This is a genomic window from Romboutsia maritimum, from assembly GCF_002251085.2.
In the GTDB taxonomy this organism is placed as follows: Bacteria; Bacillota; Clostridia; order Peptostreptococcales; family Peptostreptococcaceae; genus Romboutsia_B; species Romboutsia_B maritimum.
This window is the reverse complement of the sequence record NZ_NOJZ02000006.1, coordinates 1-20,282: the sequence shown is the minus strand read 5'-3', so window position 1 is coordinate 20,282 and position 20,282 is coordinate 1. Positions and strand designations below refer to the sequence as shown.

The 20,282-nt window shown below is 27.1% G+C and carries 18 protein-coding genes; 15 read left to right on the top strand and 3 right to left on the bottom strand.

The window, feature by feature from the left end:
• From era to CHF27_RS05040, 12 genes are all read left to right on the top strand, one after another.
• Positions 1-891: a GTPase Era gene (gene era, locus CHF27_RS05095; RefSeq protein ID WP_095406352.1), complete on the top strand. Its 891-nt coding sequence runs from the start codon at positions 1-3 to the stop codon at positions 889-891.
• 11 nt (positions 892-902) lie between these two features.
• Positions 903-2,282, top strand: coding sequence for a magnesium transporter (mgtE, locus tag CHF27_RS05090; RefSeq protein ID WP_199533613.1), 1,380 nt, complete (start codon positions 903-905; stop codon positions 2,280-2,282).
• Between the two features lie 72 nt (positions 2,283-2,354).
• Positions 2,355-2,510: a YqzL family protein gene (locus tag CHF27_RS05085; protein ID WP_095406354.1), complete on the top strand. Its 156-nt coding sequence runs from the start codon at positions 2,355-2,357 to the stop codon at positions 2,508-2,510.
• On the top strand, positions 2,476-3,249 hold the full coding sequence (recO, locus tag CHF27_RS05080; RefSeq protein ID WP_095406355.1) for a DNA repair protein RecO: 774 nt from the start codon (positions 2,476-2,478) through the stop codon (positions 3,247-3,249). Before CHF27_RS05085 ends, recO begins: the two co-directional genes overlap by 35 nt.
• Complete coding sequence (locus CHF27_RS05075) at positions 3,242-3,823, top strand: DUF4342 domain-containing protein (protein WP_095406356.1); 582 nt, start codon at positions 3,242-3,244, stop codon at positions 3,821-3,823. The genes recO and CHF27_RS05075 overlap by 8 nt, the downstream gene beginning before the upstream one ends.
• 202 nt (positions 3,824-4,025) lie before the next feature.
• On the top strand, positions 4,026-4,904 hold the full coding sequence (gene glyQ, locus CHF27_RS05070) for a glycine--tRNA ligase subunit alpha (RefSeq protein WP_095406357.1): 879 nt from the start codon (positions 4,026-4,028) through the stop codon (positions 4,902-4,904).
• Positions 4,904-6,970, top strand: coding sequence for a glycine--tRNA ligase subunit beta (gene glyS / locus CHF27_RS05065; protein WP_095406358.1), 2,067 nt, complete (start codon positions 4,904-4,906; stop codon positions 6,968-6,970). The genes glyQ and glyS overlap by 1 nt, the downstream gene beginning before the upstream one ends.
• Before the next feature lie 329 nt (positions 6,971-7,299).
• Positions 7,300-7,938 (top strand): helix-turn-helix transcriptional regulator, encoded by a 639-nt coding sequence (locus CHF27_RS05060; protein WP_095406359.1) that lies wholly within the window; start codon positions 7,300-7,302, stop codon positions 7,936-7,938.
• Between the two features lie 12 nt (positions 7,939-7,950).
• Positions 7,951-8,787 carry a pyruvate, water dikinase regulatory protein gene (locus tag CHF27_RS05055; protein ID WP_095406360.1) on the top strand — a complete coding sequence of 279 codons (837 nt, stop codon included), beginning with the start codon at positions 7,951-7,953 and terminating at the stop codon, positions 8,785-8,787.
• Positions 8,788-8,849: 62 nt separating this feature from the next.
• Entirely contained in the window at positions 8,850-11,474 is a 2,625-nt protein-coding gene (gene ppdK / locus CHF27_RS05050; RefSeq protein ID WP_095406361.1) for a pyruvate, phosphate dikinase, read from the top strand.
• 131 nt (positions 11,475-11,605) lie between these two features.
• A complete protein-coding gene (locus CHF27_RS05045; RefSeq protein WP_095406362.1) occupies positions 11,606-11,857 on the top strand; it encodes a zinc ribbon domain-containing protein in 252 nt (83 codons plus the stop codon).
• Between the two features lie 63 nt (positions 11,858-11,920).
• Entirely contained in the window at positions 11,921-12,676 is a 756-nt protein-coding gene (locus tag CHF27_RS05040) for a metal ABC transporter ATP-binding protein (RefSeq protein WP_095406363.1), read from the top strand.
• A 99-nt stretch (positions 12,677-12,775) separates the two neighbouring features.
• On the opposite strand, the gene CHF27_RS05035 is transcribed toward CHF27_RS05040, so the two are convergent.
• Both CHF27_RS05035 and CHF27_RS05030 read right to left on the bottom strand, forming a co-directional pair.
• Positions 12,776-14,959, bottom strand: a complete 2,184-nt coding sequence (locus CHF27_RS05035; protein ID WP_095406364.1) for a type IA DNA topoisomerase — start codon at positions 14,957-14,959, stop codon at positions 12,776-12,778.
• Between the two features lie 64 nt (positions 14,960-15,023).
• On the bottom strand, positions 15,024-15,668 hold the full coding sequence (locus CHF27_RS05030) for a hypothetical protein (protein ID WP_095406365.1): 645 nt from the start codon (positions 15,666-15,668) through the stop codon (positions 15,024-15,026).
• Between the two features lie 423 nt (positions 15,669-16,091).
• Here CHF27_RS05030 and CHF27_RS05025 point away from each other — a divergent pair, with 423 nt between their 5' ends.
• Positions 16,092-17,231, top strand: a complete 1,140-nt coding sequence (locus tag CHF27_RS05025) for a C40 family peptidase (protein WP_095406366.1) — start codon at positions 16,092-16,094, stop codon at positions 17,229-17,231.
• A 159-nt stretch (positions 17,232-17,390) separates the two neighbouring features.
• On the top strand, positions 17,391-17,804 hold the full coding sequence (locus tag CHF27_RS05020; protein ID WP_095406367.1) for a hypothetical protein: 414 nt from the start codon (positions 17,391-17,393) through the stop codon (positions 17,802-17,804).
• Between the two features lie 348 nt (positions 17,805-18,152).
• On the opposite strand, the gene CHF27_RS05015 is transcribed toward CHF27_RS05020, so the two are convergent.
• Positions 18,153-19,019 (bottom strand): LysR family transcriptional regulator, encoded by an 867-nt coding sequence (locus CHF27_RS05015; RefSeq protein WP_095406368.1) that lies wholly within the window; start codon positions 19,017-19,019, stop codon positions 18,153-18,155.
• Positions 19,020-19,333: 314 nt separating this feature from the next.
• Here CHF27_RS05015 and CHF27_RS05010 point away from each other — a divergent pair.
• The coding region (locus CHF27_RS05010) for an aspartate-alanine antiporter-like transporter (protein WP_115975969.1) at positions 19,334-20,282 on the top strand (949 nt) is incomplete at its 3' end.

Genomic DNA, 20,282 nt, shown 5'->3' with positions numbered 1-20,282 from the left:
ATGTTTAAATCAGGATTTGTTAGTATAGTAGGAAGACCAAACGTAGGGAAGTCTACTCTTATGAATAATGTAGTAGGAGAAAAAATAGCTATAATGAGTGATAAACCTCAAACTACAAGAAATACAATACAGGCAGTATATACAGATGAAAAGTGTCAAATCGTATTTTTAGATACACCAGGTATACATAAACCTAAAAATAAACTAGGAGAGTTTATGGTGAAATCTGCTACAGATGCATTCAAAAATGTAGATTTAGTATTATTTGTTGTAGATGAATCTAAAAAAATAGGACCTGGAGATAGAAAGATAATAGAAGACTTAAGAAATATAAACACTCCTATAGTTTTAGTTTTAAATAAAATAGATCAATTAGAAGAATCTGATTTGTTTGATTTAATGAAAATGTATCATTCAGAAAAATTGTTTAAAGAAATAGTACCGATATCTGCATTAAAAGGTAGAAATGTAAAAGAATTACTAAAAGTAATACAAAATTCTTTAGAAGAAGGGCCAAAATACTTCCCTGACTATATGATTACTGATCAGCCAGAAAGAGTATTAGTATCAGAATTAATAAGAGAAAAAGTTCTTCATTATGTTCATGATGAAATACCTCATGGTGTTGCTGTTGAAATAGAAAAAATGAAATCAAGAAAAGATAAAGAAATTGTTGATGTTTCAGCAGTGATTTATTGTGAAAGAGATTCACATAAAGGTATTATAATTGGGAAAAATGGTAGAAAATTAAAAGGTATAGGTAAGGCAGCTAGAGAAGATATGGAACTGCTTTTAGGATCACAAATAAATCTTCAGTTATGGGTTAAAGTAAAAGAAAACTGGAGAAACTTACAAAATTACGTAAGTAATTTTGGATATACTGATAAATAAAGGTGGATTGTATGGATAGGAAAGAGGATGCTTCCAAAGATTTGTTGAGCGAAGTGAAAATTTTAATTGAAAATAATAAAATTTTAGATTTAAGAGAATTATTAGAAGAATATCATATAATAGATATATTTGACATAATGGAACATCTAGACGAAGACATGAAAATAAAATTATTTGAAGTTCTTCCAATAGATATGGCAGCATCGATATTAGAAGAAAGTGATGTAGAGTTTTTTAGTGCCATAATATCAAAAATAGATATAGATCATAAAAGAAATATTTTGGAATTAATGTCTCTTGATGATATGGCGGATATATTGAGTCAATTAGAAGAAGATGAAAGAGAAGAAATAATGGAACTTTTAAGTCAAGAAGATGCAGATGATGTAAAAGAACTTTTATTTTATGAAGAAGAATCTTCTGGAGGTATAATGACAACTGGTTATATTGCCATTAATAAGCATGTAACTGCTAAAGAAGCTATTGAACATATGAGAGAAAATGCAGAAGATGCAGAAACTATTTATTATATCTATGTAGTTGATAATGAAGATAGATTAGTAGGTGTTTTATCTTTAAGAGAATTGATAACATCTAGAGATGCAACTATTGTAGAAGATTTAATGAGTGAAAATATAATTTCTGTTTATGTTGATGAAGATAGAGAAGAAGCTGTTAGATTAGTGTCAAAGTATAATTTAATAGCAATACCAGTTATAGATAGACAACAAAAGCTAAAAGGAATAATAACTGTAGATGATATAATTGATGTAATGGAAGAGGAAGCAACAGAGGATATGTATAAATTTGCAGGAACTTCTGAACATGAAAGAGAAGCAGTGGAAAAGGTGAATCCTAATCCAAAAGAGCAAATAATTTCTTCTGTAAGAGCTAGAATTCCATGGCTTATTATAACATTAATAGGAGGGTTATTATCTACTTTAATACTTTCAAATTTAGATTTTATAATGAATCCTACGTATGACGTATTAGTATTTTTCATTCCTGTAGTAATAGGAATGGGTGGAAATATTGGTACTCAATCATCAGCGCTTACAGTAATGGCATTATCTAATAAGGATTTAGATTTTAACAGTGTAGTAAGAGAAGGTATAGTAGGATTTATAATAGGAATATTATGTAGCATAATAATAATATTAGTTGCTTTTATATTTATAAAGGATATTAGTATAATATTAGTTGTATCTATATCTTTATTTATAAATATGATAGTTGGGTCGATGATAGGGGCATTTATGCCAGTTTTATTAAAAAAATTAGATGTAGATCCTTCCATAATTTCAGCACCATTAATATCTACGGTACTTGATATAACAGGTGTTATAGTATACTTCATAACAATAACTTTGTTATTGTCAAAAATTGTTTAATAACTTCATGTATTATTTACCCCCTTTTTACTAAAAATATAATTATAACCGTAAGAAGGGGGTTTTTTAAAAATGAACAATATTTGTTGGGAAGTTTTTAAAAAGACGGGAAGTATAGAAGCTTTTCTATATTTGCGTGACTGTAAAAACTTGCATGAAGAAAATGAAGATATGAGGGAGATAGAAAATAACTATGATAATCTTAAACACCCAGGGGATAGTACTTAAATCTATTAGATATAAAGAAAATGATTTGATATTAACCTTGTTTACTAGAAAGCTTGGAAAAATAGCTGTAATAGCTAAAGGAGCTAAAAGTAACAAAAGCTCCTTACTATCATCATCACAGCTTTTTGCATATTCTGATTACACTTTAAAAAAACAAGGATCAATGTATAGAATAACTCAAAGTGACATAATAAAAAGTTTTTATGATTTATCGTATGATTTAGAAGCATTTTCATATGCTACTTACATCACCAAATTAGTAGAAGGCTCTACGTTAGAAAATCAAACTAATAATAGATTATTTATACTACTTGCTCAAACATTATATTTGTATACACAAGAAAATATAGACAAAAAATTTGTAACAAGAGCATTTGAATTAAAGTTTTTAGATTACATAGGATTTAAACCTATTGTTACAAAATGTATTAGCTGTCAAAGTAAAAATTTAAATAATTCAGTTTTTAATGTATATGAAGGTGGTACATTATGTAGTAAGTGTAGTAGTCATTTTGAACATAATTTTAAAATAGACTTAACAACAATAAAGCTTATGGAATATATATTAAGTAATGACATACTAAAATGTAGTAAAGCAAAAGTATCAAAGTATATATTGTATGAACTTGAAAATACTTTGAAAAGGTATTTAAAAGTTTATATTGACAATATTAATTTTAAATCATTAAACTTATTAAAAAGTATGCAAGATTATAAGGGAGTTGATAAGGGTGATTAATAAAATAACTATTGAAGATGTAGATGCTGTATTTGAAAGAATACCAAGTGCTACTTACTCAGAAGCTAAACAAGCGCTTTTAGAATGTGATGGAGATGTTGTTGAAGCAATTATTCTTCTAGAAAAAAAGAATAATACTAGTAAAGTTAAGCAAGCTAAAAAAACAATGGAAGATGTATTTTCAAAAGATGGAGAAGAAGTAAAACAACAATTAAAAGATCTTATTAAAAAGAGTAGTGTAATAAGAATTATAGTTGAGAAAAATGATAAAATAGTTATGAATATACCATTAACAGTAGGTGTTATAGGGTTAGCATTAGGACCATTAGTTACATTAGTAGGGCTTTCAGCTGCTGTTATAGGCAAATATCGTATAAAAGTTCAAAATGAAGATGATGGTACTATAGTTGATTTAGGTGAACTAAACGAAGAAAAATTGAACATGTTAAAAGAAATGCTAACTAATACAGCGAAAGAAGTAAAAGATGTAGTTGTAGATAAAAAGAAGGATGATAAAGATATAACGGATGAATTAATAAAAGAATTTGATGAACAAGATAAGGAAAATAAATAATATAAATAGATGTAATATCATCTATGTTGACAAATTTTGTAGGATTTGATATTCTAAAAGTTAGAAAAGAACTGTTAAGAGGCCTTTCGTATAAACGAAAGGCTTTATTATTATTAAAGCGACTAAACAAGAACTATTATAAAGTAAGTTCGATGCGTTAGAGCGATTAGCAAAGCGAATTTTAAATATAGGAGGTATTCTTATGAATTTTCAAGATATGATACTAAAATTGCAAAATTATTGGGCTAAGCAAGGATGTATCATGATGCAACCTTATGATGTTGAAAAAGGTGCTGGAACTATGAATCCTAATACTTTTTTAAGATCTTTAGGTCCTGAACCATGGAAGGTTTGTTATGTAGAACCATCTAGAAGACCAGCTGATGGGAGATATGGTGAAAATCCAAATAGACTATATCAACATCACCAATTCCAAGTAATATTAAAGCCATCTCCAGATAATATACAAGAATTATACTTAGCTAGTTTAAAGGAGATAGGAATAGATCCAAGTGAACATGATATAAGATTTGTTGAAGATAACTGGGAATCAACTACAGTTGGAGCTTGGGGACTTGGTTGGGAAGTATGGCTAGATGGTATGGAAATAACTCAGTTTACATATTTCCAACAAGTTGGAGGTATAGAATGTGAACTTGAAACAGGTGAAATAACATATGGTCTAGAAAGATTAGCTATGTACATACAAGAAGTTGATAGTGTTTATGATTTAAAATGGAATGATAATATAACTTATGGAGATGTTTTCAAAAAAGCTGAATATGAAAACTCTACATATGCATTTGAAGAATGTGATGCAGAAATGTTATTCAACTTATTTGATATATATGAAAAAGAAGGCTTAAAACTTATGGACAAAGGTCTTGTAGTACCAGCATATGATTATGTATTAAAATGTTCTCATACATTTAATACACTAGATGCAAGAGGAGCTATAGGTGTTAGTCAAAGGGCTTCATTTATAGGAAGAGTTAGAAATATGGCTAGAAATGTTGCAGCAGCTTTTGTAAAGCAAAGGGAAGAAATGGGATTCCCACTTTTAAAGGAAGGTGATAGATAATGAATAACTACCTTTTATTTGAAGTTGGTGTTGAAGAATTACCATCAAGATTTGTTAGCAGTACATTAGATCAGGTAAAAAATAATTTAACTAAATTATTTAATGAAAATAGAATATCTTTTGATAATATAGAAACTTATGGAACACCAAGAAGATTAACTTTTATAGTTAAAGGAATAAGTGAAACACAAAGTAACTTAGAAGAAGAAGTAAAAGGACCTGCTAAGAAAATAGCAGTTGACGAAAATGGAAACTTTACTAAGCCAGTTTTAGGATTTATGAAAAGTAAAAATCTTAAAGAAAGTGATGTATACTTTAAGCAGGTAGGTAAAGATGAATATGTATTCGGAACAATAAGACAAGAAGGTAAAGAAACTAGTGAAGTTTTAAAAGTAATATTACCAGAAGCAGTAAAATCAGTTACATTCCCTAAAGCTATGCGTTGGGGAGGAAAAAACATGAGATTTGCTAGACCAATAAGATGGCTAGTAACATTATTAAATAATCAAGTATTAGAATTTGATTTAGAGGGCATAAAATCTTCTAATGTAACAAAAGGACATAGATTCCTAGGACAAAGTGAATTTGAAGTAAATTCATTAGAAGATTATTTAAATAAATTAGAAGAAAACTTTGTTATATTAGACCAAGATAAGAGAAAAGCAATTATAAAAAAACAATGTATAGAAGTTGCAAATTCATTAGGAGGAGAAGTTGAATTTGATGAAGATTTACTTGAAGAAGTAACTCATTTAGTTGAATATCCAACAGCTTTCTATGGTGAGTTTGATGAAAATTATGCAAAACTTCCAAAAGAAGTTGTAACTACTCCTATGCAACAACATCAAAGATACTTCCCAGTATCAAAAGATGGAAAATTATTACCTAATTTTATCGCAGTTAGAAATGGTAATGATTATAGAATAGATAAAGTAAAAGCTGGAAATGAAAAAGTTTTAGTAGCTAGATTAGAAGATGCTTTATTCTTCTATAAAGAAGATACTAAAAAAAGCTTAGAAACGTACATAGAAAAACTAAAGACAGTTGTATTCCAAGCTAAATTAGGAACAGTATTTGATAAGACATTAAGAATAGAGAAACTAAGCGAAGATATACTTAATACATTAGGGTTATCTAATGAAAAAGAAGATACTAAAAGAGCTGCTAAGTTAGCTAAGGCTGATTTAGTTACTGGCATGGTATTTGAATTTACTGAGTTACAAGGTATTATGGGTAAAGAGTATGCAAAAGTAAGCGGTGAAAATGAAGCTGTAAGTGAAGCTATATTTGAACATTACTTACCAAGATTTGCAGGAGATATACTTCCTCAAACAAATCCAGGAATAGCATTATCTATATCTGATAAATTAGATTCTATAGCAGGATTCTTTGCAATAGGAATTCAACCAACAGGATCTCAGGATCCATATGCCCTAAGACGTCAAGCATTAGGTATATTAAGTATATTAATGGATAAAAAACTAGAAGTTAACTTACAAGAATTAGTTGGACATGCATTAGATAACTATTCTAATTTAGAATTTAATAAAGAAGAAGTTACATCTCAAATAATTGAATTCTTTAGAGAAAGAATTAAGAACTTATTCAGAGAATTAGGAATAAGATATGATGTAATAGATGCTGTATTAAGCTCTGATATAAATGATATAAGTGATATGCATCTTAGAGCTGTGGAACTTAATAAATGGTTACAAAAAGATGAATTAGTAGAAATGCTAACTGCATTTAACAGAGTATCTACATTAGCTCAAAAATCTAATTCTATTAAAGTTGATGAAACTTTATTAAAAGAAAAAGCTGAAGTTGATTTATATAATGAATTTAAAAAGATACAATCAAAAGTAGAGTTATTACTTAAAGATAAGATGTATAGTGATGCACTAGATGCATTTGCTTCATTAAGACCTTTAGTAGATAATATGTTTGATACTGTTATGGTAATGGATAAAGATGAATCTATAAAAAATAATAGATTAGGATTACTTAGACAAATATATGATACAATGTTAAAAATCTGTGATTTATCTAAAATTGTATATAAATAAAATAAATAATAGAATAAAAAGCGAGGAATAATCATATTATACCTCGCTTTTTAATATTATACATACAAATACAATAAAGGTAAAAAAATAACTAAAAATAGTCTAATATACATAAATATGTATTATAATAAGATATACAAATAAATAAATTAGCTACAATAAATTATGATTTAACCCCCATTAATGTACACTAAATATATTATAAGTATACCTATTTAGAAAAAATGTTGATAAATATATGAAAAATGTATTTACAGAATATCACATAAGCATATATAATATACTATATAAAGAATAAAGAAAGAAAAAGTATAGCACAATGAAAGAAGGTGATTATTATTCAACTTAACCAAAGACAATTAAAAATAATTGATATAGTAAAAGAAAATGAGCCAATAACAAGTGAAAGTATTGCCGCTAACTTAAATGTAACTCGTGCTACACTAAGATCAGATTTAGCTATATTAACTATGACAGGTATTTTAGATGCAAGACCTAAAGTTGGATATTTTTACTCGGGAATCAGCGAAATTAATTTAGTAGGCAATAAAATAGAAGAAAAAACAGTCGAAGAAATAATGAGTTTACCAGTAGTGGTAACTAAGGATATAAATATATATGATGTTATAGTTACTATGTTTTTATCAGATGTAGGAAGTATATTTATCATAGATGAAAATGAAAACTTATGTGGTATAGTTTCTAGAAAAGATTTATTAAAAGCAACTATAGGAGGAGCAGATATAAATAAAATTCCTATAGGGATGATAATGACTAGAACACCAAATGTAGTTGTGACTCATAAAGAAGACAGTATTTTATTAGCTACTAAGAAAATAATAGAGCATGAAGTTGATTCCATACCAGTAGTCGAATATGATGAAAAAGACAAAAATCTAATGAAGGTTATAGGAAGGATTTCTAAAACTAATATAACAAAATTATTTTTAGAAATTGTAGACAATTAAGGAGGAATATATATGGAGAACTTAATTATATATGTGATATCAGACTCTGTAGGAGAAACAGCTCAACAAGTTACAAAAGCAGCTATATCTCAATTTAGAATAACGCAAGATTATGAAATAAGAAGATTCCCTTATGTAACAGATGTGAAATTTTTATTAGATATACTAAATAGTGGTAAAAATGAACAAGCTATAATAGTATACACTTTAGTTGATGAAGATTTATCTAGTTTCACAAGAGAATACTGTGAAAAAGAAAATTTAAGTAAAGTAGACTTAATGAGTCCACTTTTAAATGAAATTGCTAGTAAGACAAAATTAAAACCAAAAAGAGAACCAGGAATCATAAGAAAATTAGATGATACATACTTTAAAAGAGTGGAAGCTATAGAATTTGCAGTTAAGTATGATGATGGCAAGGATCCTAGAGGAATACTTAAAGCAGATATAATCTTAGTTGGAATATCTAGAACTTCTAAAACTCCATTAAGTATGTACTTAGCAAATAAAAATATAAAGGTTGCAAATGTACCTCTTGTTCCAGAAATTCCAATACCAAAAGAAGTATTTGAAATAAATTCAAAAAGAGTTATAGGGCTTACAAATACTCCTGAGAAGCTAAATACAATAAGACAAGAGAGACTTAAAGCTTTAGGTTTATCAAGTAATGCAAGTTATGCAAACTTAGAGAGAATACTTCAAGAATTAGATTATTCAGAAAGTGTTATGAAAAAAATTGGTTGTCCAGTTATAGATGTCTCTAGTAAAGCAATAGAAGAAACAGCAGGTATTATTTTAGATATAATAAAAGAAAATGGGATTAAAATATATAAAGATAGTGAAAAATAATATATATAAAATATATTAACATATAAACAAAAACCAAAATAAAATTAACGGGGGTTTAAGTAATGGAAGCTAAATATGTTTATAGTTTTAATGAAGGTTCAAAAGAAATGAAATCTTTACTTGGAGGTAAAGGAGCTAACTTAGCAGAGATGACAAAAATAGGTTTACCAGTGCCTCCAGGATTTACTATTACAACAGAAGCTTGTAATGATTATTATGATAAAAATGAAGTTATAAGCGATGAAATAGTAAATGAAATAGAAGAACATTTAGAAAGACTAGAAAAACAATTAGACAAAAATTTAGGGTGTAGCAAAAATCCATTATTAATATCAGTTCGTTCTGGTGCGGTATTCTCAATGCCTGGAATGATGGATACAATACTTAATTTAGGACTTAATGATATAAGTGTGCAAGCATTAGCAAAGGCTACTCAAAATGAAAGATTTGCATATGATAGTTATAGAAGATTTATACAAATGTTTTCTGATGTAGCTATGGACGTGCCTAAGTATAAATTTGAAAATGTATTAGATGACATAAAAGAAGCAAAAGGATATAAAATAGATACAGATCTTACAACTGAAGACTTAAAAGAAGTTGTGAGAAGATATAAAGAAATATACAAAAAAGAAGTAAGAGAAGAGTTCCCAGAAGAGCCAAAAGAGCAGTTAATGCTTGCTATAAAGGCTGTATTTAAATCTTGGAATAACCCTCGTGCAATAGTATATCGTAAATTAAATGATATATCACATAAATTAGGAACAGCTGTAAATATACAGTCAATGGTATTCGGTAATATGGGAGAAACTAGTGGTACAGGAGTAGCCTTTACTAGAAATCCATCTACAGGAGAAAATAAATTATTTGGAGAATTCTTAATGAATGCTCAAGGTGAAGATGTTGTTGCAGGTATAAGAACACCTCAAAACATATCAACACTTAAAGATGTAATGCCAAGTGCATACGATGAATTTGTGAAAATAACTTCTATACTTGAAAATCATTATAAAGATATGCAAGATATAGAGTTTACTATAGAAAAAGAAAAATTATATATACTACAAACTAGAAATGGAAAAAGAACAACTAAAGCGGCTATAAACGTAGTTGTAGACTTAGTTGAAGCTGGAATAATTGATGAAAAAGAAGCTATAATGAGAATAGAACCAAATCAATTAGATCAACTTTTACATCCAAACTTTGAAGATAAAGCTTTAAAAGAAGCAAAAATTATATCTAAAGGTTTACCAGCATCACCAGGAGCAAGTAGTGGTAAAGTATACTTTAACGCAGAAGATGTTGTTGAGGCAGCTGAAAGAGGCGAAGAAGCTATATTAGTTAGATTAGAAACATCACCAGAAGATATAGAAGGTATGATTCGTGCTCAAGGTATACTTACAGCTAGAGGTGGTATGACATCTCATGCAGCAGTTGTTGCAAGAGGTATGGGTAAATGTTGTGTAGCAGGATGTGGAGAAATAAAAGTTGATGAATTTAACAAAGAAATGAGAACTGAAGATATTGTTATAAAAGAAGGCGAATATATTTCTTTAGATGGTTCTACAGGATGTATATATGTAGGATCAGTTCAAAAAACAGAAGTAGCTTTAACAGGAAACTTTGATAAATTAATGACTTGGGTAGACAAATATAGAACTATGATGGTTAGAACAAACGCAGATAACCCAAGAGATTCTCGTATGGCTATAAAATTTGGAGCAGAAGGTATAGGATTATGTAGAACAGAGCATATGTTCTTTGAAGAAGATAGAATACCTGCTGTTAGAGAAATGATATTATCTAAAACACTAGATCAAAGATTAATTGCATTAGATAAATTACTACCAATGCAAAGAGAAGATTTTATAGAAATATTTAAAGTTATGGATTCAAAACCAGTTAATATAAGATTATTAGATCCACCATTACATGAATTCTTACCTCATGATGATGAAACTATAGCTGAACTTGCTAAAACTATGGGAATAGAAATAAGTGAAATTAAGAAAAGAATAGTTGACTTAGATGAATTCAATCCTATGCTTGGACATAGAGGATGTAGATTAGGTGTGACATACCCAGAAATAAGTCAAATGCAAGCAAAAGCAATAATGCAAGGAGCTATAGAAGCTACAAAACAAGGTATAAAAGTAATTCCAGAAATAATGATACCTTTAGTAGGAGAAGTTAAAGAATTTAAGATTATAAGAGATTTAATAAAAGAAACTGTAGACGCTGTAATAAAAGAAGAAGGCGTAACTGTAGATTATACAATAGGAACAATGATAGAAATACCAAGAGCTTGTTTAACAGCTGATGAAATAGCTGAAGTTGCAGATTTCTTTAGTTTCGGAACTAACGACTTAACTCAAATGACATTTGGATATTCAAGAGATGATGCTGGTAAATTCTTAGGTGAATATGTAAATAAAGAAATATTAGAAAAAGATCCATTCCAAGTACTAGATCAAAATGGTGTAGGTAAATTAGTTGAAATGGGTGTTAAGTTAGGTAAATCTGCTAAGCCACAAATAAAATTAGGTATATGTGGAGAACATGGAGGAGAACCATCTTCAGTAGAATTCTGCTATAATGCTGGTTTAAATTATGTATCTTGTTCACCATTTAGAGTACCAATTGCAAGACTTGCGGCAGCACAAGCTTCAATAAAAAATCCTAGATAACTTTTAGACAATTTAGATTTTAAAAGAAAAACTCCTTTATTATCTAATGTACTTGAAACGAATTTGATTTCAAATGCATAGATTAATAAAGGAGTATTTTTTGATTAAAAAATGTTTGGGGGGAGATAGTTATGTTAAAATGCCCAAGATGCGGTAAGGAAGTTTCATCTAGACCAGGTACAATATGTCCAAGATGTGGACTGAAGGTTTCTGAAAATAATATGAAAATTAGATGTCCAGAGCAAAACTGTAGAGCAGTGGTATCTAAAAAGTTAGAATATTGTCCAAAATGTGGATGTAAATTAAGAGGTTATAAACTTTCGGAGTTGGTTAGAATGGCAAGAAATAAAATAGATGAAACTTTTTATGAAGATAAAGAATAAAAAAATGTGGTACAATTATATATATAAATTTTATTTTATGTATATATTTAAGAAGGTGTTAATGTGGAAACAGTGATAAAACTAGACAATGTTAGTTTTTTAAAAAATGATAAAATAATATTAGAAAATATAAATCTTGATATAAAGAGAGGGGATTATATAGGAGTAGTTGGAGCAAATAGTGCAGGAAAAAGCACACTTTTAAGATTAATAATAAATGAAAAAAAAGCAACAGAAGGAGAAATATTTTTATTTGGTAAAAGGATAGAAGAATTTAATAAATGGTATAAGATGAATTATATGAATCAAAAGTCACATTCGTTTAGGGCTACATTTCCTATGACAGTAAAAGAATTTATATCAACTAGGGAAACTATACCAAGAAATTTATCAAGAAAATTAGGGTTATATAGACATAATAAAAATAGAGACATAATAGAATTGGAGAAAATTTTAAAAGAAGTTGAATTTCTAGAATACAAAAATAAAGTAATAAAAAATTTAAAAATAGTTCAAAATCATAACTTCTTTTTATGTAATGATATAATAGATTATCCTAAGGTACTTATAATAGATGAGCCAGTAGTAGGAATTAGTGATGATGAAAAAAAAGAATTTTATTATATTTTAAATAAGCTAAATTTGGATTATAACATAACTATAATAATAGCATCTCACGATATAAGTGTTATTAGTAAAGTCGCAAAAAAAATAATAGCAATAAAAAATCATGAAATAAGAGAATTTAATAACGAGTGTGTTGATACAAAAAAAATACTTGATTACTTATATCATGATAATGTTAAAGAATTTGTATAAATTAAATAAATTTATAGTATAACTAGCAAAGATCAAAAGATATAAGTTCTATAAAAATTTAAAAGAATTTATATCTTTGACTTGGCTAAAATACAGGATTTATTTTTTTATAGCATTATCTAATTGTATATCCCATCCAAAGTAACCATTTTCTTTTTTAGTATATTTTAAAATAGCATCAAATTTATTGCCCTGCTTAGATGTTAACGATTTAACTTTTGCTTGTCCAGTTTTTAAAATACTTTTGACCATAGTTTTATTTGGTTTTTTCTTATAGTATTCTAAAAACTTATCATTTTTCCAAATACCAAATTTACATTCTTTATAATTAGTACATATATATCCTTTATCAATCTCAATAATATCATTTTGACAAATTGGACATTTACCAAGTGACTCATCTTTATATGTATTTGATTTAGATGAAGTTTCTTTATTAGTTGGAGATTGTTTAGAATATTTTTTTGTTTTAGCATTATATATATAATTTTCTGTACTAATATTTTTATTAGAATCATGTTTTATTAAATTAACATTTTGGAATACAAAATTCATTATATGAGTTAAATATTCTTTTCTAGTATATTTACCTTTTTGTATATCACTTAAGCTTTTTTCAAGTTTACCTGTATAATCAATATCAAATAAATCTTTTACAGGAAATATTTCAACTAGATTTTTACCTAAATCACTTATAAAATAAGATTTACCTTTTTTTCCAACATATCCGACTTGAAGGATTTTCTTTAATACATCAGCACGTGTAGCAGATGTCCCTATTGAATACCCAGATAAAACTGTTGTATCGTCTTCAGATACATTTTTACCACAGTTTTTCATTGCTTTAAGTAAAGTATCTTCTGTATAAGATTTAGGCGGTGTTGTTTGTTTTGTTAAAGCTTTAATATCTAAAATATTGACAATATCATTTTTATTTACCATTGGAAGTAAGTCGTTTTTTTCTTCTTTATTATAAACTTCTAAATATCCTTTTGTTTTAAGTACTTTACCCTTAGTTAAGAAAATATGAGAATCAACTTTAGTTTTGATTTCTGTATTTTCAAATTCTGCGGGTGGCATAAAGTTTGCGATAAATCTATCTTTAATAGCATTATACACAATCTGTTCATCATTAGAGAGTTTACTAGGAATAATATAAGTAGGTATTATGGCACTATGGCTATCTACCTTAGAAGAATCAAATACCCTTTTAGATTTTGAGAATTTTATCTTGTTTTCATACTCAAGACCTACTTTTAGTTTGTCCAATGCTTGAGAAACTTTTGTAGTTAAACTTTCTTCTAAATATACAGAATCCGTTCTAGGATAAGTTATATAACCACCTTTACCTTTACCCTCATAAAGTGATTGACACACACTTAAAACTTTGTCAGAGGTGAAGTTTGTGTATTTTGATGTTATATATCCTTGAAGAGACGTTAAACTAAAAAGCTTGGGTGCATATTCTTTAGATGAAGTAACTTTTTTATCTGAAATTTTACCAGAAGTAGAAGTTATACTTTCTATAATTTTATTTGCTTCTTCAATAGTATCAAATTTACTTTCTTTACCTTTTATATATTTACCTTTGTACTTACCGTTTTGACAGTTAAAATATCCTTCAATTTCATAATATGTTTTAGGAATAAAATTTAGTATTTCCATATCTCTATCGTAAACCAATTTAACTGTTGGAAGTATTACACGTCCTATATTAAGTAATTTACCATTTCCGTATTTTAAAGTTGCAATAGATGTAAAATTAATACCGATTAACCAATCAGTAATAAGTCGAGTATATCCAGCTGCTTGTAAATTTCTCATTTCACTATCATCTTTTAAATTGCTAAGGCCCCTAGTTATATCTTGGGGAGTCCATTCATTAACTAAAATTCTTTTTACAGGCTTTTTATTTTTAGCCAATAAAAATATTAAAAAGGATATAAGTTCACCTTCTCTATCATTATCTGTTGCATTTATTATGTATTCAATATCTTCTCTATGTAAAAGATTTTTAACTATATCAAATTGTTTTTTCTTAGAGCTGTCTATTTTAAATTTGAATTTATCTTGAGGAATAAAAGGAAAATTATCCATTTTCCATGAACCAGAGTATTTATCTTTATTATAGTCTTTCATATCAAATAAAGATACTAAATGGCCAACAGCATAAGTTATTATATATCCATTTCCTTCAAAATATCCATCTTGTCTATTTTTTGCCCCTAAGAAAGAGGCTATAGTTTTTGCAACAGATGGTTTTTCCGCTAATATGATTTTCATATATACCTCCTTTAAAAGCACCACTAATTATCTTATCACATAAAAAGAAAAGACTGCAAGCAGTCTAAAAATTAAAATTGAAATTATTATTATTATTTGTTAAACCTTTTATATAGTAATCTACAAAATTACTTTTTAAAGAATCGTTAAGTAGGCTTACAAATGAAATATGATAGGTGTTATTAGGATTAGCATTTTTAATATGATAATTTAAAGTTGGACCACATAGCGTACAGGCTGTAAAAGGTTCTATTAAAATTTGTTGAGTATCAGATAGAGATGTGAAAATTTCATAGCATTTTGAATTATCAATTAAATATGCAAAGTTTATAGTATCTTTTAATTCAGGAAAATTTATATATGCTTTAACTATATAATCAAGATCTGTTGATGATGGGTGATCTTCTTTATAACCGCCTAAGATAATGTATATATTGTCTTTAAATAAAGACTTACATAAAAGTATAAGGTCTTTGTAAAATTTATTAATATCAATTGGAATATATAAATATAAAGGATGTTGTTTGTCTATACAGATATTATTTTTTTCTAATAAATTTTCTAAAACTAAGCTATTTAAATTAACATAGTCAGCATTATCAAACATGATATATAAATGACCATATAAGTTCATATTATAGATGTTTTCTAGCTTTTGTTTCATCCAAGGGATAGGTAGTAATTGAATATAACTAGATAAATTATTCATAATAATCCTCCTTAATTAAAATCATTTTAAAATGAAAATTTAAAATACTCAATATGAATTTATATTCTATACATGAACTTCTTATCCCTTCTTAATTAAATGTAGTACTAAGCTATTTAAGCAAAAATAAATGGATATTTAGTAATATACTAATTTTAATAAAAATGCATAAATACATAGAACTAAATTAATTTTAATTAAATGCAAAAAGATATAATGAAAAATATATTTTTTATAACGGTTTACATTAAAAAATATAGTAAAATATCCCAAAAAGCGATTTTTATAGACAAAAAGTTACAAATTTGTAATAATATTAACATAAGGTTTTCTAATAATGAAATTTTAGAAAATCTTATGTTAATATTAGCGACAAAGAGAGGAGTTGAGAATTTTATAGTCTATTAGGCTATAATAAAACTTATGGAATTTAACACAAAAAAAATCGCAGCCAATTTGTTAGCTACATCTATGTTAGTACCTATGGCTATGAATATATCTTATGCAGATGAAAATAACATACAATCAAAAAGTGTAGAATATAGAACAATAACAGCAGATTTAGTGAATTTTAGGACAGGCCCAAGTACAAGTTATTTATCAATTAGTAAGTTAAATAATGGATATAAAGTAGAATATTTAGGAACGAGTGGTTCTTGGATAAATGTAAAATATAATGGTAAAGTAGGATACGTTCATAAAGACTATGTATCAAAGTTAAATGAATCAGAAAATAATTCTGATAATACTATAAAATCAACAAAAGTAGTAACGACATCTTCTCTAAATTTTAGAACGGGAGCTGGAACTAATTATTCAAAAATAGCTTCAGTATCAAAAGGAACAGAAGTAGGATTTATATCGCAATCAAATGGATGGTCAAAGGTAAATTGCAATGGTAGGATAGGATATATGTCAAGTATGTATTTACAAGATAAAGACCAAGGTTCAACATATACAGATAATGCAGTAAAATCAACAAAAGTAGTAAATACTAGTTCATTAAACTTTAGAACAGGACCAGGGACAAATTATTCAAAAATATCAAGTTTAAGTTATAAAACAGAAGTAGGGTTTATATCACAATCAAATGGATGGTCAAAAATAAATTACAATGGTAAGATAGGTTATGTATCAAGTCAATATTTATCAGATCAAGGATCTTTAAATTCGAATTTAAGTCAAACAACTGATAAAGTTATAGAATTTGCAAAAACGCTTTTAGGAAAACCATATGTATGGGGAGCAGAAGGTCCAAGTAGTTTTGATTGTTCAGGATTCACACAATATGTTTTTAAAAAATCTGCTGGAGTTAGTATACCAAGAGTATCTAGAGAACAAAGCAAATTTGGTCAATATGTAAATAGAAGTGAGTTACAAAAAGGAGATATAATCGCTTTTGATACTGAAGGTTCAAATAATGGATATGTAAGCCATGTTGGTATTTACATGGGTAATAATGATGTAATACATGCTTCATCTGGAGCAGGTAAAGTGATAATATCAAAATTAAATAATACTTATTACTCAAATGCATATGTAAATGCTAGAAGAGTTTTATAGAATATAAATAATAAGATGAGCTGTTTCAAATTTTTATACGTTGAAACAGCTCATCTTATTATTTTAAAAATTAAATTTTAAATATGTATAATTAACATACAATATTGAAAATAATATTAAGAGGAATAAAACCAGATATGAAATATAAGGAGCGTTGTTATGACCATGATAACTGATTTTTATCAATTTAAATACAGTAAGAGTTCTTATTATATTGATATGTTTGTAAATAGAATGGCAATTTCAAATATAGAAGAAGCATTAGATGAAAGATTAAGTGACTTATCATTGACGAAAGATTCAGCATGTGCTTATATGAGACTTAAAGAACTATTCCAAGATTCAAGAAAGTCAACGAGTTTACCATACGCAGAAGTTAAAATTAATAAATGCTATTTAAAATATATAAGAAATTTAAATGATTATTTTATAAATAGAAGTGACTATGCAACATTAAAAGTACTAAGTGATTATTTACAAGCTTATTCTATAACAGACGATGATGCTAATAGTGTATCTATGTTCAATAAATTAGATGAAGATGCAAGAGTGAGAATTTTATCTAGCATATAATCTATAAATTTGGCTACAATATTGTAATTTATGTAAATTTTTTTTATTAACTTGCATATAATATCTTAAATATGAAATATATAAATTAAAACTTTCATAATTGAAAATTAAAGAGTATATTTTATGAGGAGGATATGTATATGGATTATAGTATAGATTTATTAAGTATAGAATATGAAAATGAAATGGATTATGAATATTCACCAGATTATTATGAAGAATAAATGAAATCATAAAAATAAATCAGTAAAATATATATTTATTAATATACATTAAGATTGTAGTTGAAAAATAAAATTAACTAAGTCAAAAAATTAGCTACGCTATTATAAGCGTAGCTAATTTTATTTAATTAAGATTTTTCAAAGAGTTTATTAAAAAATCTTTAAATAATATAACTTCTTTAGATAAATACCTATCGTTAGGAATTGATAAATTTATATTTCGAACGCATTTAGGTGAAGTGATTTTTATCATTTTAATAGAATTATCTTTATCAAAGCACCAAGACTTCTCAGGAATAAAGCTTATTCCTTGACCAGCTTGTATTAAATTTCTTACAACGTAAGAATTATTACTTTCAAAAGTGATATTAGGAGTGAATCCTGCTGATTTACAAAAAGAATCAGTAATTTTTTTAAAATTTCCATGATTAAGAGTGATAAATTTTTCATTGTGTACTTCGGATAATTTAATTGATTTTTTTGATGAAAGTGGATGATCTATAGGAACACCTAATAAAATATTTTCTTTCAATAGTAAAATTGAGTCTTTATCGGTTTGAAATTCTTCAGAAGAGTAGATGCATAAATCGTGAGTATAAGAAGATGTATTATATAAATTCTGGGTTGTATTTAGTATTATTTCAGGATGAATTTTTTTGAACTCTATGATTATGTCTGTTATTAATTTTGAGCCAGATAAAACGAGGACTTTGATTTCTTTTTGTATTTTACAATTCTTATCTTTTAATTCTTTTATAGAGTCATCTAAAATAGATAAAGATTCATTAACCCGACTAAAGAAAAATTTGCCGTTTTCATTTAAATTTATATATTTTCCTCTCCTATCAAATAAATTGAAACCAAGTTCTTTTTCTAATAAAGAAATAGTTTTACTTAAAGCAGGCTGTACAATATGCAATTCTTTTGCAGCGTTTGTCATGTGTTCTGTTCTAGCAACAGTTAAAAAGTATTTTAGCTGTAGCAATTCCATTAATAACCCCCCTATTTATAACTTAATAAAATTTACCCTAAAAAAATAAAAATAGATTAAATTAAACTAAAAAGTAAAATAATGTTCAAATTGTGAATATTTTGTCTATTTAAGATATAGCTAGACTTAAATAAACAACATTATAATGATGTATGCGATTGTTAAAGATATATTTATATACTTCAATGTATAGATATATACCTTATTATATATTATACAAATATATAATAGCAACATTACAATTTAATTAAAGATTTATAATAATTTAACAAAGATAAGTTATAAAAATCTTAAATTAGTGAAGGGGGAATATTATGCAATTTGAGTTTGCAGACGTATTTTTAAGTCCTTTTATGTTAATGTTTCTAGCTATAGTGACGGGATTATTGTTTGGTAGAATAAAATTTGGTAGATTTCGTTTTGGTATATCAGGAGCATTATTTACAGGACTTTTTATTGGATGGGCAGCATTTAAATATTCATCTAATATACCACAGGGACACAAGTCTTTTTTAGCATCTCAAAAACTAATTAATTCAGGCGTAATACCAGGAAACTTCTTTGATATGTTCTTAATACTATTTGTTTGTGCAGTTGGCCTTTTAGCAGCGAAAGATATGGGAATTGTTCTTAAAAAGTATGGTTCAAAGTTTGTTTTTTTAGGCCTTTTAATAACATTAGTAAGCGCAATGACAACATACGGAGCAACTTTATTTAGTGAAGACTCAAATCCCTATGAAGTATCAGGGGTTTATACAGGAGCATTAACTAGTTCTCCAGGATTAGCTGCAGCTATAGAAACAGCGAGAAGTCATGCTGCTGAGAGAGTAAGTATTTATAATTCAATGACATCAAATGAGAAAGTTAAGTTTTTAAAAATGGCAGGAATTAAAGAAACAGATATACCTAAAGATGTAAATGAATTACAACTTACAAGTGAAATTTGTGAACAATATATAAAAAATGCAGAAGCTAGTATAGGTGCAGGTCATGCAATAGGTTATCCATTTGGAGTATTGATAGTAATACTAGCAGTTAATTTTTTCCCATCTATATTTAAAATCGATGTAGAAAAAGAGAGAATAGCTTATAGAAAAGAGCTAGAGGAAGCTAAAAAATTAATAAAAGTAAAAGAATTAAAAGAAACTAAATTTGATATGTTAGGATTTACAATAGCCTGCACAGCAGGATATATCATAGGAAATATAAATATATACTTACCAATCATAGGTTATTTTAGTTTAGGATCCACAGGTGGAGTAT

Coding starts and splice junctions, on each gene's coding strand:
- era (WP_095406352.1), top strand. CDS start 1: ATGTTTAAATCAGGATTTGTTAGTATAGTAGGAAGACCAAACGTAGGG.
- mgtE (WP_199533613.1), top strand. CDS start 903: ATGGATAGGAAAGAGGATGCTTCCAAAGATTTGTTGAGCGAAGTGAAA.
- CHF27_RS05085 (WP_095406354.1), top strand. CDS start 2,355: ATGAACAATATTTGTTGGGAAGTTTTTAAAAAGACGGGAAGTATAGAA.
- recO (WP_095406355.1), top strand. CDS start 2,476: ATGATAATCTTAAACACCCAGGGGATAGTACTTAAATCTATTAGATAT.
- glyQ (WP_095406357.1), top strand. CDS start 4,026: ATGAATTTTCAAGATATGATACTAAAATTGCAAAATTATTGGGCTAAG.
- glyS (WP_095406358.1), top strand. CDS start 4,904: ATGAATAACTACCTTTTATTTGAAGTTGGTGTTGAAGAATTACCATCA.
- CHF27_RS05055 (WP_095406360.1), top strand. CDS start 7,951: ATGGAGAACTTAATTATATATGTGATATCAGACTCTGTAGGAGAAACA.
- ppdK (WP_095406361.1), top strand. CDS start 8,850: ATGGAAGCTAAATATGTTTATAGTTTTAATGAAGGTTCAAAAGAAATG.
- CHF27_RS05045 (WP_095406362.1), top strand. CDS start 11,606: ATGTTAAAATGCCCAAGATGCGGTAAGGAAGTTTCATCTAGACCAGGT.
- CHF27_RS05035 (WP_095406364.1), bottom strand. CDS start 14,959: ATGAAAATCATATTAGCGGAAAAACCATCTGTTGCAAAAACTATAGCC.
- CHF27_RS05030 (WP_095406365.1), bottom strand. CDS start 15,668: ATGAATAATTTATCTAGTTATATTCAATTACTACCTATCCCTTGGATG.
- CHF27_RS05025 (WP_095406366.1), top strand. CDS start 16,092: ATGGAATTTAACACAAAAAAAATCGCAGCCAATTTGTTAGCTACATCT.
- CHF27_RS05020 (WP_095406367.1), top strand. CDS start 17,391: ATGACCATGATAACTGATTTTTATCAATTTAAATACAGTAAGAGTTCT.
- CHF27_RS05015 (WP_095406368.1), bottom strand. CDS start 19,019: ATGGAATTGCTACAGCTAAAATACTTTTTAACTGTTGCTAGAACAGAA.